This is a genomic window from Nonomuraea sp. NPDC003754 (assembly GCF_053605785.1).
Genome location: NZ_JBSGJX010000006.1, coordinates 277952 through 291768 on the forward strand (window position 1 = coordinate 277952; position 13817 = coordinate 291768).

Here is a 13817-nt window from a genome sequence, read left to right on the forward strand (position 1 = left end):
AACGACCAGACTACCGGCGCATCACGTGTGGTCGCGGTGGACGGTCACCGGGCGGCGCCGCGTACAGTGAAGCACATGGGCATGATCGGAACGGTTGGCCTGGTCCTGCACCCCAGGCGTGACTCCGAGACGGCGATCCAGACGATCATCTCGTGGGCGGTCTCCAGGGGCGTCACGGTGCTCGGCCTGCCCGACGAGGTGGACCGCATCCACTGCAGCGCGATCGCGGTCGAACCCGAGGAGCTGTGCAAGCGCGCCGACCTGCTGGTCAGCCTGGGCGGCGACGGCACGATGCTGCGCACGATGCGGCTGATCGCGGGCCTGGAGACGCCCGTCCTCGGCGTGAACCTCGGCAAGCTCGGCTTCCTCGCCGAGATCGACGTCGACGAGCTGCCCGAGGCGCTGTCGGCCATCGACGAGCACCGCTACACGGTGGAGCCGCGCATGGCGGTGCGGACGACGCTGACCGACGGGCACGAGGTCACCGCCTTCAACGACATCGCGCTGGTGCGGGTGCCTGGCGACGGGATCGCCGCGGTCGCCGTCGCCGTGCAGGGACACCCGTTCGTGCGCTACGCGGCCGACGCGGTCATCCTCGCCACCTCGACCGGCTCGACCGCCTACAGCTTCTCGGCGGGAGGGCCGATCGTCTCGCCGCTGGTCGAAGGGTTCCTCGTGGTGCCCGCCGCGGCGCACTCGACGTTCAACAGGGCGGTGATGCTGTCGGCCAACGAGCGGGTCACCCTGGAGCTGCTGCCCTCCAGCGGCACGCTGGCCGTGGAGGTCGACGGCATGGTGATGGGCCGGCTGTCCCCCGGCGACCGCGTGACCGCGACCGCCGTCTCGGGCGCCGCCCGGGTGGTACGGCTGGGCACGACGACCTTCTACGAGCGCGCCCGCCGTAAGCTCCGGGTCAACGGCAGCGCGGAAGTGGACTGAGCCATGCGGATCGCGGTGGCGGCCGACAGCCTCGACGGAGTGGCCGCGAAACTGGTGCGGGAGCTGCGCGAGCGGGGCCACGAGGTGATCGCCCACGGGGCGCTCGACCCCGCCGAGCGTGACGACTGGGCGTGGGCCAGCGAGGCGGCGGCGCGCGACGTGGCCGAGGGAAGGGCCGACCAGGCGGTGGTGTGCTGCTGGACGGGCACCGGCGCCTCGATCGCGGCCAACAAGGTGCGCGGGGTGCGGGCTGCGCTGTGCGCCGACGCCTACACCGCCGACGGCGCGCGCAGGTGGAACGACGCCAACGTGCTGGCGCTGAGCCTGCGCGCGGTCTCCGAGCCGCTGCTGGTGGAGATCCTCGACGCGTGGTTCGCGGGCGAGCCCAGCGCCGATCCCGCCGACAGGGCCAACGTCGAGCACCTCGAGGCGCGATAGCGGCGCGGCCACCGCGCCCTGCCGGTGGTGGAGGGCGTCGGCCGCCGCGCCGTACGGGGTCAGGACAGGTCGGCGATCGCGGCGACCGGGCCGCCGCCCGAGGGTCCCTGGTGGACGGCGGCGACGGAGACGAACACCGCCGGATCGCCGGTGACCGAGGCGGCGACGCCGCCGACCGTGGCCTTGATCTGGCGGTGCCAGTGCACGTCGGAGTCGTCGAGCATGATGTTGCGCCGCCCGCGCACCCGGCCCGACGGGTCGGCCTCGCACTTCATGAACACGTTGACGAGACGGCCGCCCAGGTCGGAGGGGTGCGGCCGCTCGGGCAGTGGGATGCCGGAGTCGCGGATGGCCGCCCAGATGCCGTCGGCGTCGAGGGCGTCCTTCATGACGCTGTGCCCGATGCGGTAGCGGCCGCCGATCCCGCGCACGTTGCCGACGACGACGATCTGCGCCCGGTCCAGCTCGACGCCGCTGGAGCAGGAGGCGACGCTGCTGTAGAGCGAAAGGTCGCGGTGGATCTGGTCGGCGCCGGGCATCTCGATCTCGCCGAGCGCGACGGCGATGCCGAGCGCGGTGGTGGAGTTCGACAGGTCCATGGACGGCCCCGTCTCCTCGATGGCGGTGTCCTTGCCGCGGTTCTTGGCGTCGGTGATGGTGGCCAGCGTGAGCAGCGGCGTCTTGGTCTGGACGTAGTGGACGTCGCGCGGGTCGTCGATGCCGGCCACCTTCATGGCCTCGCGCACGCCCGCGGCGACCTTCTCCACCATGGCCGGGCGGCCGATGTCCTCCGGCAGGATGACCTCGCTCATCGCGACGCCGACCGACACCCTGGGCTCGTCGGTGGCGGGCGCGTTCGCGGTGGTGGCGAAGATGGTGGCGTGCGGGCTCAGCACCCCGTCGGTGCCGCCCGACCAGACCAGCGGCACGCTCTCGGGCGCGGGATGCCCCTTCCTGGCCAGCACCTCGCGGAAGGCCGTGTCGGCCAGGATGCGGGTGTAGTCGTTCACGCCGCCGTTGCCCTCGGTCTTGCCGATCACCGCGAGCACCCTGTGCGCCTCGATGACCCCGTCGTCGATGAGCTTCTCCAGCCCTGAGGCGTCGGTCACGCTCTCGATGGCGACCTTGCGCACTTCGATCGGTTCCGGCATCTATCTCTCCACTCTCGTACCGACATCGGCGTTCGCGATGTGCTCCAAGGAGGTGATCACGGCCTGCCTGCCCCCGCCTGCGACGAAACGCAGGGCCGCCTCCACCTTCGGTCCCATGCTCCCTCCGGCGAAGTGCCCGGCGGCGTGCAGGACACGCAGCTCGCCGGCGGAGATCCGGCCGACGGGCCGCGGGTCAGGCCCGCTGTACCCGACGACGGCGTTCGGCACGTCGGTCGCGATGATCAGCACCTCGGCCTGTACGGCACGCGCCAGCAGCGCGGCCGCCAGATCCTTGTCGACGACGGCCTCCACGCCGGTCAGCCGCCCGTCGGCCTGCCGCACGACGGGCACTCCCCCGCCGCCGGCGGCCACGACGGTGAACCCCGCGGCGATCAGCGCGGTCGCGGCGCCCGCGTCGAGGATCTCCAGCGGCTCGGGCGAGGCGACCACGCGCCGCCAGCCGCGCTCGAAGCGCCGCCAGCTCTGGCCGAGCTTCTCGAACCTGCGCGCCTCCGCCTCGCTGAAGTAGCGCCCGATCGGTTTGACCGGCTCCTCGAAGGCGGGGTCACGCGCATCGACCAGGGTGCGGGTGACGACGGTGGCGCTGCGGGTGACGAGCGCGTTCATGATGAGCGTGCCGATGGTGGCCTGGGTCTGGGCGCCGCACCAGTCGAGCGGCACCGGCGGCACGACGGAGGCGGCCAGCTGGTTCTTCAGCAGCAGGTTGCCGACCTGCGGGCCGTTGCCGTGGGTCAGCACCACCTGGTGTCCCGCGTCGATGAGCGCCCTGACCTGGAGCATGGCCGCCTCGACCGCGGCCCGCTGCTCGCCCGGCGCGGCGCTGCCGTCCGGGCCGGTCATGGCGTTGCCGCCGAGCGCGACGAGTACCCGTTCACCCACGGTCGCGACGCTACCCACGCCGGGGAGGGCGTTCATTGGCAACCTTTGCCCATGATGGGGCGGGTGGCATGGCGGACGCGCCCGGCAGGAGGACCGGAGGCGCCGCCTCACGGTCGTTTCTCACGAAGGTAGCCTCACGGACGTGATTCGCATCGCACACGTCAACGGCGTCGAGCTCGCCTACCGGGAGGAAGGCGATCCGGCCGCGCCCGCCCTGGTCCTGCTGCACGGCCGTACCGCCGACCACAACCACTGGAACCCGCACACCCGCCGCTTCGCCGAGCGCTTCCACGTGATCGCGCCCGACCTGCGCGGCCACGGCGCCAGCGAGCGGCCGGACGGCTACGCGCTGCCCGAGATGGCCGAGGACGTGGCGGCGCTGCTCAGGATGCTCGGCGTGGAGCGGGCGGCGCTGATCGGGCACTCGCTGGGCGGCGCGGTCGCCTACCACCTGGCCATGAGGTACCCCGACCTGGTCTCGGTCCTGGTGCTGGAGGATCCGCCGGCGCCGCTGCCGCTGGACCGGCCGCCGCTGGAGGACGACTCCCCCATGATGGTCGAGACCGAGCGCCAGTTCGTCTCGCCCGACCCGGCGTGGGCCGAGGGGCTGGCCCGCATCACCGCTCCCACGCTGGTGCTGTCGGGCGGGCCGTCCAGCCATGTCGACGCCACGCCGCTGGCCGGCCTCATCCCGGGCGCCAAGCTCGTCACCATCGACGTGGGGCACCTGATCCACTCGGCGGCGCCCGGGGAGTTCGCGGCGGCCGTGGAGGAGTTCCTGGACAGCTGACCGGCCTCAGGACAGCACGAAGGGCGCCCCCCGGAATGGGGGCGCCCTTCGCCCAGGCGGGTCAGACCGTCACGAGGGCGGCCTCGGCCTCCAGGGTCGCGGCCGTCGCGTTGACGACGGCGGCGATCCGCAGCGCCTCCTGGATCTGCTCGCGCGGCATGCCCGAGCCGCGCAGCACCTGCTCGTGCGACTCCAGGCAGCGCCCGCAGCCGTTGACCGCGGAGACCGCCAGGCACCACAGCTCGAAGTCGACCTTGTCGACGCCGGGATTGCCGATGACGGTCATGCGCAGCTTGGCCGGCATGGTGCTGTACTGCTCGTCGCCGATCAGGTGGGTGGCGCGGTAGTAGACGTTGTTCATCGCCATGATCGAGGCGGCGGCCTTGGCCGCCTTGAACGCCTCGGCCGACAGGATGGCCGACGCCTCCTCGGCGACCTCGGCGATGACCCGCGCGGACCTGGTGGCCAGCGCGCACGCCAGGACCGCGCCCCACAGCTGCTGGTCGGTCAGCGACGACGTCGTCGTGACCGAGCCCAGGTTGAGCTTGGTGTCCTTGGCGTAGTCGGGCAGCGCCGACTTCAGGTTGTCGATGCTCATGCGCCGAGCAGCGCCTTGGCGTCGAGGCCCTTGTCGCCCTTGTTCCAGTTACAGGGGCACAGCTCGTCGGACTGCAGGGCGTCGAGGACCCGCAGGACCTCCTTGACGTTGCGGCCGACCGAGCCCGCGGTCACCATCGAGAACTGGATCTCGTTGTTGGGGTCGACGATGAAGGTGGCGCGCTGGGCGACGCCGTCCTCGCCGAGGACGCCGAGCGCCGACGACAGCTCGCGCTTGATGTCGCTCAGCATCGGGAAAGGCAGGTCGCGCAGGTCCTCGTGGTCCTTGCGCCAGGCGTGGTGGACGAACTCCGAGTCGACGGAGACGCCGAGCACCTGGGCGTCGCGGTCGGCGAAGTCCTCGTTGAGCCGGCCGAACTCGGCGATCTCGGTGGGGCACACGAAGGTGAAGTCCTTGGGCCAGAAGAACACCACGCGCCACTTGCCCTCGTAGGTCTTGTGGTTGATCTCCGCGAACGCCTTCTCGGGGTCGAGGTCGACGCAGGCGGTGAGCTCGTACTCGGGGAACTTGTCACCAACGGTGAGCACGTCTATGTCTCCTTGCAGGACGTCGTTGTCAGTGCCTCCAGGTTGCCGCATCTAACATTGATCCGAGAAATCGAGCAGTCGGACCAATCTGAGAGGTGATTCCTATCAGTGAGCCCATACCCACCCTCGCTCAGCTGCGGGCGTTCCTTGCCGTGGCCGACCATCTGCACTTCCGGGAGGCCGCCACCGCGCTCAGGATGAGCCAGCCCGCGCTGTCGGGGTCGGTGTCCGCGCTGGAGGAGATCCTCGACACCCAGCTGCTGGAGCGGACCACCCGCAAGGTGCTGCTGACCCCGGCCGGCGAGCGGGTGGCGGTGCACGCGACGCGGGTGCTGGCCGCGGTCGACGACCTGGTCGGGGAGGTGGCCAGGAACCGCGAGCCGTTCAGCGGTCCCGCGCACCTGGGCGTGATCCCGACGGTCGCGCCGTACGTGCTGCCCGCCCTGCTGCCGATGTTCGCCAAGCGCTTCCCGCTGCTGAAGCTGACCGTCCACGAGGCCAAGACCGAGACGATCGTCGAGGAGGTCCGGGAGGGCAGGCTCGACCTGGTGCTGCTGGCGCTGCCGACCGAGACGAGCGGGCTGGTGGAGGAGCCGCTCTACGACGAGGACTTCCTGCTGGCCGTACCGGAGGGCCATCCGCTGGCCGCCGAGGAGGGGCCGCTGCGCAGGTCGGCGCTGAAGGGGCTCGACATCGTGCTGCTCAACCAGGGCCACTGCCTGCGCGAGCAGGCGATCGACGTGTGCAGGGAGGTGGGCGCGCGGGCCACCGCGACCACCTACGCCACCAGCCTGCCGACCCTGGTCCAGCTGGTGGCGGGCGGCCTCGGGGTGACCCTGCTGCCGGAGTCGGCGGTGCCGGTGGAGACCGGCAAGCGGGTACGGCTGGCGCTGCGCAGGTTCGCCCCTCCGGCGCCCGGCAGGACGATCGGCATGGCCTACCGGGCGAGCTCGGCCAGGGCCGCGGAGTACGCGCAGCTGGCCAAGGCGGTGCGCGGCGCGGTCAGGCAGCGCAAGCTGCCGGTGAAGGTGATCTCCTGACCGCCCCTACCCGCCGAGCCGCTTGAGCCTGGTCACCGCCTCGTCGATGACCTCGTCCTTCTTGCAGAAGGCGAACCTGACGAAGTGGCGGCCCCGGTCGGGGTGGTCGTAGAAGACCTGGGTGGGGATCGCCACCACCCCCGCCAGCTCGGGCAGCCGCCTGGTCAGCTCCAGGCCGTCGGTGAAGCCGAGCGGCCTGATGTCGGTCTGCACGAAGTAGGTGCCGGCCGGTCTGAGCACCTCGAACCCGGCCGCCGCCAGCCCGCTCAGCAGCCGGTCACGTTTGCCCTCCAGGCCGGCGCGCAGCCCGGCGACCCAGTCGAGCTCCTCGCGCAGGCCGTGGGCCACGGCGAGCTGCCAGGGCCCGTTGGCGGTGAAGGTCAGGAACTGCTTGACGGTCTGGACGGCCCGCACCAGCTCGGGCGGCGCGCAGACCCAGCCGGTCTTCCACCCGGTCACCGAGAACGTCTTGCCCGCCGAGGAGATCATCACGGTGCGCTCGCGCATGCCGGGCAGCGTCGCCATGGGCACGTGCTCGACGCCGTCGAAGGTCAGGTGCTCGTACACCTCGTCGGTGATCGCCAGCAGGTCGCGTTCGGCGCACAGCTCGGCGATGACCGCCAGCTCCTCGCGATCGAACACGGTGCCCGTCGGATTGTGCGGTGAGTTGACCAGGATCGCCCTGGTGCGCGGCGTCACGGCGGCGCGCAGCTCGTCGGGGTCGAAGGTGAAGCGCCCCGCCACCGGGCGCAGGGTGACGGCGACCAGCCGGGCCCCGGCCAGCGCGATGGAGGCGGCGTAGGAGTCGTAGTAGGGCTCGAAGGCGATGACCTCGTCGCCCGGCTCGCACAGCGCCAGCACGGCGGCGGCGATCGCCTCGGTGGCGCCCACGGTGACCAGCACCTCGCCGTCGGGATCGTAGGCCAGGTCGTAGTGCCGCCGCCGATGCTCGGCCACCGCCTGCCGCAGCTCGGGCAGGCCCGGACCCGGCGGGTACTGGTTGGCACCCGACCTGATCGCCTCCACCGCGCGGTCGAGCATCGCGGGCGGGCCGTCGGTGTCGGGGAATCCCTGCCCCAGGTTGATCGCCCCGGTCCGTACGGCCAGCGCGCTCATCTCGGCGAAGATCGTGGTGCCGAACCGTCGCATGCGGGAAACAAGGGGATCGCTCACGAGACCACACTATTGGTCTCGAGGCGTGATCACCCGGGTCGCCCTCGATCGACCGCGCGTGTCCGCCCCGAGGCTCGTACACTTCCGAACATCCCGCCCCCGTGATCGCGGCCGGTTTCCCCGTATGGTGGTGGTCCTGGTTCCTGTGACGCGCATCAGAGAGCTCGACGCGCTCCGCGGCTTCGCGGTGTGCGGCATCATGCTGGTCAACACCTGGCAGCACGCCCAGGCGCCGGACAGCGAGTGGTGGGTCGAGACGTTCCTCCAGGGCCGCTTCTACCCGATCTTCTCGCTGCTGTTCGGCGTCAGCTTCGCGCTGGTGCTGCGCGGCGCCGGCCGGTGGGTGCTGCTGCGCAGGCTGCTGTGGCTGCTGGTGTTCGGGCTGGTCCAGCACACCTGGTACGAGGGTGAGGTGCTGACCAACTACGCGCTGTTCGGCATCGGCGTGCTGCTGCCGGCCTCGTTCCTGTCGGGCGGCTGGCCCGTCCTGGTGCTCGGGGTGGCGGCCACCGCGTGGGGCGTGTGGGTGGGCGGCGGCATCCTGATCATCCCCGGGCTGTTCCTGATCGGCATGGCGCTGATGGACCTGCGGCCGGGCCGCGGATGGCTGCTGCCGGGGTTCGGCGTGTCGGCGGTCGTCTCGGCGGCGCTCGGCTCGCTCTACCTGCGGACCGACGAGTGGTGGGTCTACGTGACGGCGGCGCTCGCGGGCGCCGCCGCCTACTCCACGCTCGTGCTGTTCCTGCGGCCACGCTGGCTGGAGCCGATGGGCAGGATGGCGCTGACCAACTACGTCTCGGGCACCGTGGTCATCGTGCTGACCGCGCCGATGCGCTGGCCGGTGCTCGCCGTGGCGGGCGTGACGGTGCTCGCGCAGCTGCTGTTCAGCTGGTGGTGGCTGTCGGTGTTCAGATACGGCCCGCTCGAATGGGTGTGGCGGATGCTCACCTGGTGGAAACCGGTGCCGAACCGGCTCATACTCCGTTCGTGACGCTGAGCGCTCTCCTTAGCCTGCTGGACGACGAGTTGCCTGACGCGATCCGCCTGCGTCACCGGCTGCATGCCGTACCCGAACCGGGGGGCGCGGAGGTGGAGACCTGCGGCGTCATCGCCGAGCACCTGCCGCTGCCCCACCGGGTCGTGGCGGGCACCGGGATGATCGTCAGGGTGGGGCCGGAGGGCGAACCCGCGATCGGCGTCCGCGCCGAGCTCGACGGGCTGCCGCTGGCCGAGCTGACCGGCGCGGCCTTCGCCTCGGCCAACGGGCACATGCACGCCTGCGGCCACGACGTGCACCTGGCCGCGCTGGTCGCGCTGGTGCGGGCGGCGCGCAGGACGGAACTGCCCGCGCCGCTGGTGGCCGTCTTCCAGCCGTGCGAGGAGCGGCACCCGTCGGGCGCCGTGGCCCTGCTGCGCGAGGGCGAGCTGGCGGCGGAGGGGGTGGAGTCGGTGGTCGCCGTGCACGTCCACCCCGACCTGCCGTGGGGCACGATCGGCGTCGACCCCGGCACGGTCAACGCGGCGGCCGACGCGATCAGGATCGACGTCGAGGGGCTCGGCGGGCACGCCGCCTACCCGCACCGCACGAGGGACCCGGTGCTGGCGCTCTCGCACCTGGTGGTGGCGCTGCACGGGCTGGTGGGGCGGCGGATCGACCCGGTCCACGGCGCCACGCTCACCGTGGGGGCCGTCCACGCGGGCACCGCGGAGAACGTGATCCCCGGCGCCGGCCACGCGCTGGTCACGCTCCGCGCGCTGGACACCGCCGACCAGCGCGCGCTGCTGTCGGCCGTCAGGGAGTGCGCCGAGCACGTGGCCGCCGCCCACGGGTGCGCCGCGAGGCTGACCGTCACCAAGAGCGAGCCGCCGCTGGTCAACGACCCCGCGCTGGCCGAGGCGGCCAGGCGTGGGGCGGCGACGGCCGGGTTCGTGCCGGCCCCGGCCTGGCACTCGTGCGGCGGCGACGACTTCGCCCATTACGGCACCGCGTGGCCGACGCTGATGGCCTTCGTCGGGCTGGGCGGCGCGCCCGGGTTCGTCCACGCCGGCCTGCACGATCCGCGGTTCCTGCCGCCCGACGAGGCCGTGGGCGCCTGCGCGCGGGCGCAGGCGCTGGCCTACGCCGCGGCGCTCAGCGCGCGGAGCGGAACACCAGCAGGCGGAACATCTGCGTGGAGCCGACCAGCTTCTCCTTGACCAGGCGCAGGCCGTGTCGCTCGGCGCCCGCCGCGACGCGGGGCACGGACACGGCGTTGACCATGTCCTGGTTGCCGGCCAGGTAGGCCTCCGCGTAGTCCTCCGAGAGGCCGTTGTCGATCATCCAGGTCCGCCAGGCGGCCACCGCCGACGTGCGCTCGTGGTCGTCGTCGGGGGCGAAGCAGTCGGAGAAGACGAGGCTGCCGCCGGGTTCGAGGCGCCTGGCGCACTCGGCGAAGAAGGAGTCGATCGACTCGTCGGTGGGGTTCTGGCCGAACAGGAAGTGGGTGACGAGCGAGCCGAAGATGACGTTGTAGGTGATGTTGTCCTCGACGTCGTCCCACGCGGTCTTGTTGAGCAGGCGCACCCAGCGGTTCAGGTCGTCGCCGATCTTCTTGTGGGCGAGCTTGCGCATCTGCACCGCGCGGTCCATCGCGCGGTACCGGTCGACCGGGTAGAGCTGGCCGAGCTGCTCGAACGGCTCGCACAGGGTGCGGATCCACGGGACGATCGCGGAGGTGAGGCTGCCGGTGCCGTACCCGATCTCCAGGACCGAGACCGACATGTCGATCTCCTGGAAGATGCGCAGGATCTCGCTGGCGACGGTGGCCGAGCAGTCCTGGATCAGGTCGTCGTACATCGGGATCCAGGTGCGGATGTGCTGGTCGTAGCGGTCGAAGTAGGCCGGGGAGCGGTGCTCGGTGCGCAGCGTCCAGTGCTCGTCCCACCTGCCGATCTCCAGCTTGCGCAGCCACTCGCGCTTGAGGGTGTGGAAGTCGTGGTTGGGGTCGAACCGCACCGCCCGCGCCTTGACCGCGTCGTAGTAGCGGTTGGCCAGGTTGAAACGGTGGCGGTCGCGCTCGATGTGGAGCATGCGCCGCTCGCCGAAGTCGCTGTCGAGCCTGCGCCGGTAGCCGCCGATGCAGTCGGGGTTGAGCAGCAGCAGGTGGGCGCCGACGGCGGTGTCGCCGAAGGGGTGGCGCACGCCGAGCCCCACGTCGTCGACGGCGGCCACGTAGATCTCGTAGCTGCTGTCGGCCAGGCTGCCGATGTGGTCGCGCCACATCGACATGTGCCGTGACAGCTCCGCCTCGCCCTGGAAGAACAGCTTCCAGTCGATGAGGAAGATCCGCTCGGTGACCTGGGAGCTCATCAGCTCGGGGTGCTCGAGGTCGGTCTGCCAGAAGGTCTCGGTGTTGTCGGTCAGGTCGGCGATGGCCCTGATCGGGCCGTCGTTCCAGTCGCGCAGCTCGGCGAAGCAGTGGGAGTAGTAGTCGGCGTCGGTGACGAGGTTGGACGGGCCGGAGTTGCGCACCTCGGAGGCGAGCGCCTCCAGCCAGCCGCTGCGCAGGTGCAGCTGCGGGTGGTCGCTGTCGTGGTTGCTGAGCACCGACTGCAGGCCGCCGTGCAGCTGGGTCAGCTTGCGGCGCAGCGCCCGGTGGCCGGGGCTGAGCGACTCCAGCTCCAGACGGTCGAGCAACCTGCCGAAATCGGTCTCGAATTTGCTGAACCCGGCGTCGTTGCTGGCACTCGGATAGTTGAGGTATCGCGGCGCGCCGAAGTCTTCGGGCAGCTCGCTGGTGCCCTCCTGCTTGATGACGACGACAGGCAAATCCAACGCTCGCGCAAAACCGACTTCAAATGCCAAATTGGGGCGAACCGTACTTCCTTCCAGGATGAGAATGTCCGACCTGCGGATCTGCTCCTGGATCTCGATGCCGATGTTGCGGCTATGGGGTTGCTCGCTCCAGTCGTAGACGTCGAAATGACGTTCGGCCAGCTGGCTCTTCACCGACTGGACCGCCCTGATGACCGACTCGGAGCCCTCAGCCTCGGTGGACCAGGCGAGAAACGCATTGACGGGGTCCATGCAGACATGAATACACGACGAGCAACTGGACTTTCAAAGGCGACACAAAATATCGTGACGTAATGGCTTTGCGGCTTTCATTCGCCGTACTGGTGCTCGCGTCTTTCGTTCTCGGCCTGGTGGGATTCGCCGCGTATCTCGAGCCCGGGGCCTCGGCCTTCGATCTGGTCTATTACTCGCTGCAGCTGTTCGTCCTCGATCCGGCTCCGTTCGACGTCGATCACAAGCCGCTGGGATGGGCGCTGGAGGTGGCCCGCTTCACCGCCCCCGCCGCGACGATCTACGCCCTGGTCGCCGGTCTGCTGCTGCTTTTCTCCACCGAGATCCGCCGCCTGCGCGCCCGCGGCTCGCGCGGCCACGCGGTCATCTGCGGCACCGGGCCGATCGCGGGCGTGCTGACCACGCGCCTGCGGGCGGCCGGCCGCGGCGTGGTGCGGATCTCCCCCACGCCCCACGCCGACCGCGGGGTGCTGCACGTGGAGGGCGACCCGCGCGATCCCGCCGTGCTGCGCGCGGCGGGCATCGAACGCGCCGCCGTCCTGTACGCCTGCGAGGCCGACAGCGCGACCAACACCGCGATCGCGCTGGCCGCACACGCCCTGCCGCGGCCGAAGGCCCGCCCGCTGGCCGCCTACGGGCTCATCTCCGACCCCGACATGTGCGCCGCGCTGCGCGCCCGGCGGCTCGGGCTCACCCGGCCGACGGGACTGCACCTGGACTTCTTCAACCCCGACACGCTCGCGGCCCGCGTACTGCTGGACAACGACCCGATCACCACACCGGACCCGGTCATGGTCATCGGCCTCGGCACGTTCGGCCGGACGCTGCTGCTGGAGCTGGCCAGGCACTGGCGCCCGCGGGCGCGGGAGGCCGGGCCGCTGCCGGTCACCGTCGTCGACGCGGACGCGACCGGCGCGACGGCGGCCCTGTGCGCCCGGCACGACCTGCTGCTGACCGCCTGCGACCTCGAGGCGATCGACCTGGAGCCGGAGCAGGTGAGCCTGCCCGAGGTGCTGCCGCACGCCTCGCGCCGCGTCTACGTCTGCTATCCCGACCAGGACCTCGCGCTGAAGGTCGCGCTCACGTCGCTGCGGCTGTGGGGCGGCGGCCCCGGCTCGCTGGTCGTCCGCGTCGACCACGCGGCGGCCTTCGACTCCACGCTGCTGGAGGGCCTGGACGGCGCGCTCAGGGTCTTCCCGGTGACCGACGCGGCGGGCGACCCGCGGCTGATCGCCGAGGACCTGGTGGAGACCCTGGCCAAGGCGACGCACAACCACTACCTGGCCGACCAGCGCGGCAGGGGCGGCAGGTTCGCGGTCAACTCCTCGCTGGTGCCGTGGGAGGAGCTCGAGGAGGACAAGCGGGAGTCCAACCGGCTGCTGGCCGAGGACATCGGCAGGAAGCTGAAGGAGGTCGGGTGCGCGCTCGGCCCGCGCGTCGACCCGGACCTCGGCTTCTCCTTCGCCGAGGAGGAGATCGAGCTCCTGGCGGAGATGGAGCACGTGCGCTGGGTACGCATGATGGTGACCCGCGGTTGGTCCCACGGCCCCTTGCGGGATGATGAGAACAAAACACATCCCGATATAGGAGACTGGTCCACTTTGTCAGCATCGGCGAAGGAAAAGGACCGCGACACGATCAGGAACCTGCCGGGCATCCTGGCCCTGGCGGGCTTCCAGGTGGTGAGGACGCGATGACGAGGTTCGCCGTGACGGGACACCGCGAGCTCACGCCGCACACGGTCGAGCTGGTCGGCCAGGCCCTGCGCGACGAGCTGGCCAGCGCGGGCCCCGGCCTGGTCGGCGTGTCGTGCCTGGCGGAAGGGTCCGACCAGATCTTCGCGGCCGAGACCATCGCGGCGGGCGGCGAGCTGCACGCCGTCCTGCCCGCCCGCCGCTACCGGGAGAGCCTGCCCGCCGACGCCCGTCACACCTACGACATGCTGCTCGGCAAGGCCACCCACGTCCTCGAGCTGCCCTTCGAGGAGGCGGGCGTGCCCGCCTACCTGGCCGCGGCGCAGGCCATGCTGTCCGAGGCCGACGAGCTGGTCGCCGTATGGGACGGCACCGCGCCGCGCGGCCCGGGCGGCACCGCCGACGTGGTGGCCATGGCCAGACAGGCCGGGATGCCGGTACGGGTGATCTGGCCGCCGGGTTCCAGCCGGGCATAGTCTC

Annotated in this window: 14 protein-coding genes; 8 read left to right on the forward strand and 6 right to left on the reverse strand. The window is 71.3% G+C overall.

All coding sequences use genetic code 11. The annotated features are described in order from the left end of the window. Positions 1–81: 81 nt before the first annotated feature. Together ACWEVS_RS10705 and ACWEVS_RS10710 are read left to right on the forward strand one after the other, a co-directional pair. Positions 82–939, forward strand: a complete 858-nt coding sequence (locus tag ACWEVS_RS10705; RefSeq protein WP_452551023.1) for an NAD(+)/NADH kinase — start codon at positions 82–84, stop codon at positions 937–939. A 3-nt stretch (positions 940–942) separates the two neighbouring features. Next, complete coding sequence (locus tag ACWEVS_RS10710; protein ID WP_452414061.1) at positions 943–1377, forward strand: RpiB/LacA/LacB family sugar-phosphate isomerase; 435 nt, start codon at positions 943–945, stop codon at positions 1375–1377. Between the two features lie 59 nt (positions 1378–1436). Here ACWEVS_RS10710 and ACWEVS_RS10715 read toward each other — a convergent pair whose 3' ends face one another. Both ACWEVS_RS10715 and ACWEVS_RS10720 read right to left on the reverse strand, forming a co-directional pair. Then, the gene (locus ACWEVS_RS10715) at positions 1437–2528 is read right to left on the reverse strand and encodes a barbiturase (RefSeq protein WP_354907471.1); all 1092 of its coding nucleotides are present in this window, start codon (positions 2526–2528) and stop codon (positions 1437–1439) included. Then, the gene (locus ACWEVS_RS10720) at positions 2529–3428 is read right to left on the reverse strand and encodes a carbamate kinase (RefSeq protein ID WP_452551024.1); all 900 of its coding nucleotides are present in this window, start codon (positions 3426–3428) and stop codon (positions 2529–2531) included. A 142-nt stretch (positions 3429–3570) separates the two neighbouring features. Between ACWEVS_RS10720 and ACWEVS_RS10725 the strand changes: the two genes are divergently transcribed. After that, positions 3571–4218 carry an alpha/beta fold hydrolase gene (locus ACWEVS_RS10725; protein WP_452551026.1) on the forward strand — a complete coding sequence of 216 codons (648 nt, stop codon included), beginning with the start codon at positions 3571–3573 and terminating at the stop codon, positions 4216–4218. A 61-nt stretch (positions 4219–4279) separates the two neighbouring features. Here the strand turns inward: ACWEVS_RS10725 and ACWEVS_RS10730 are convergent, their stop codons facing one another. Beyond that, positions 4280–4816: a carboxymuconolactone decarboxylase family protein gene (locus tag ACWEVS_RS10730; protein WP_449924018.1), complete on the reverse strand. Its 537-nt coding sequence runs from the start codon at positions 4814–4816 to the stop codon at positions 4280–4282. After that, a complete protein-coding gene (locus ACWEVS_RS10735) occupies positions 4813–5364 on the reverse strand; it encodes a peroxiredoxin (protein WP_354907475.1) in 552 nt (183 codons plus the stop codon). The genes ACWEVS_RS10730 and ACWEVS_RS10735 overlap by 4 nt, the downstream gene beginning before the upstream one ends. 95 nt (positions 5365–5459) lie before the next feature. On the opposite strand from ACWEVS_RS10735, the gene ACWEVS_RS10740 reads away from it, so the two are divergent. Further along, a complete protein-coding gene (locus ACWEVS_RS10740) occupies positions 5460–6404 on the forward strand; it encodes a LysR substrate-binding domain-containing protein (protein ID WP_449924021.1) in 945 nt (314 codons plus the stop codon). Between the two features lie 6 nt (positions 6405–6410). On the opposite strand, the gene ACWEVS_RS10745 is transcribed toward ACWEVS_RS10740, so the two are convergent. After that, positions 6411–7577: a pyridoxal phosphate-dependent aminotransferase gene (locus tag ACWEVS_RS10745; protein WP_449924024.1), complete on the reverse strand. Its 1167-nt coding sequence runs from the start codon at positions 7575–7577 to the stop codon at positions 6411–6413. 145 nt (positions 7578–7722) lie between these two features. On the opposite strand from ACWEVS_RS10745, the gene ACWEVS_RS10750 reads away from it, so the two are divergent. Continuing rightward, a complete protein-coding gene (locus ACWEVS_RS10750) occupies positions 7723–8568 on the forward strand; it encodes a DUF418 domain-containing protein (protein ID WP_452551028.1) in 846 nt (281 codons plus the stop codon). Continuing rightward, positions 8565–9773 (forward strand): M20 metallopeptidase family protein, encoded by a 1209-nt coding sequence (locus tag ACWEVS_RS10755; RefSeq protein ID WP_452551030.1) that lies wholly within the window; start codon positions 8565–8567, stop codon positions 9771–9773. The genes ACWEVS_RS10750 and ACWEVS_RS10755 overlap by 4 nt, the downstream gene beginning before the upstream one ends. Here the strand turns inward: ACWEVS_RS10755 and ACWEVS_RS10760 are convergent. Beyond that, positions 9709–11643, reverse strand: coding sequence for a hypothetical protein (locus tag ACWEVS_RS10760; protein ID WP_452551032.1), 1935 nt, complete (start codon positions 11641–11643; stop codon positions 9709–9711). The two genes, ACWEVS_RS10755 and ACWEVS_RS10760, sit on opposite strands and share 65 nt — an antisense overlap. A gap of 62 nt (positions 11644–11705) precedes the next feature. On the opposite strand from ACWEVS_RS10760, the gene ACWEVS_RS10765 reads away from it, so the two are divergent. After that, positions 11706–13340: a RyR domain-containing protein gene (locus ACWEVS_RS10765; protein ID WP_452551034.1), complete on the forward strand. Its 1635-nt coding sequence runs from the start codon at positions 11706–11708 to the stop codon at positions 13338–13340. After that, on the forward strand, positions 13337–13813 hold the full coding sequence (locus ACWEVS_RS10770) for a hypothetical protein (protein ID WP_354907482.1): 477 nt from the start codon (positions 13337–13339) through the stop codon (positions 13811–13813). The genes ACWEVS_RS10765 and ACWEVS_RS10770 overlap by 4 nt, the downstream gene beginning before the upstream one ends. Positions 13814–13817 lie beyond the last annotated feature (4 nt).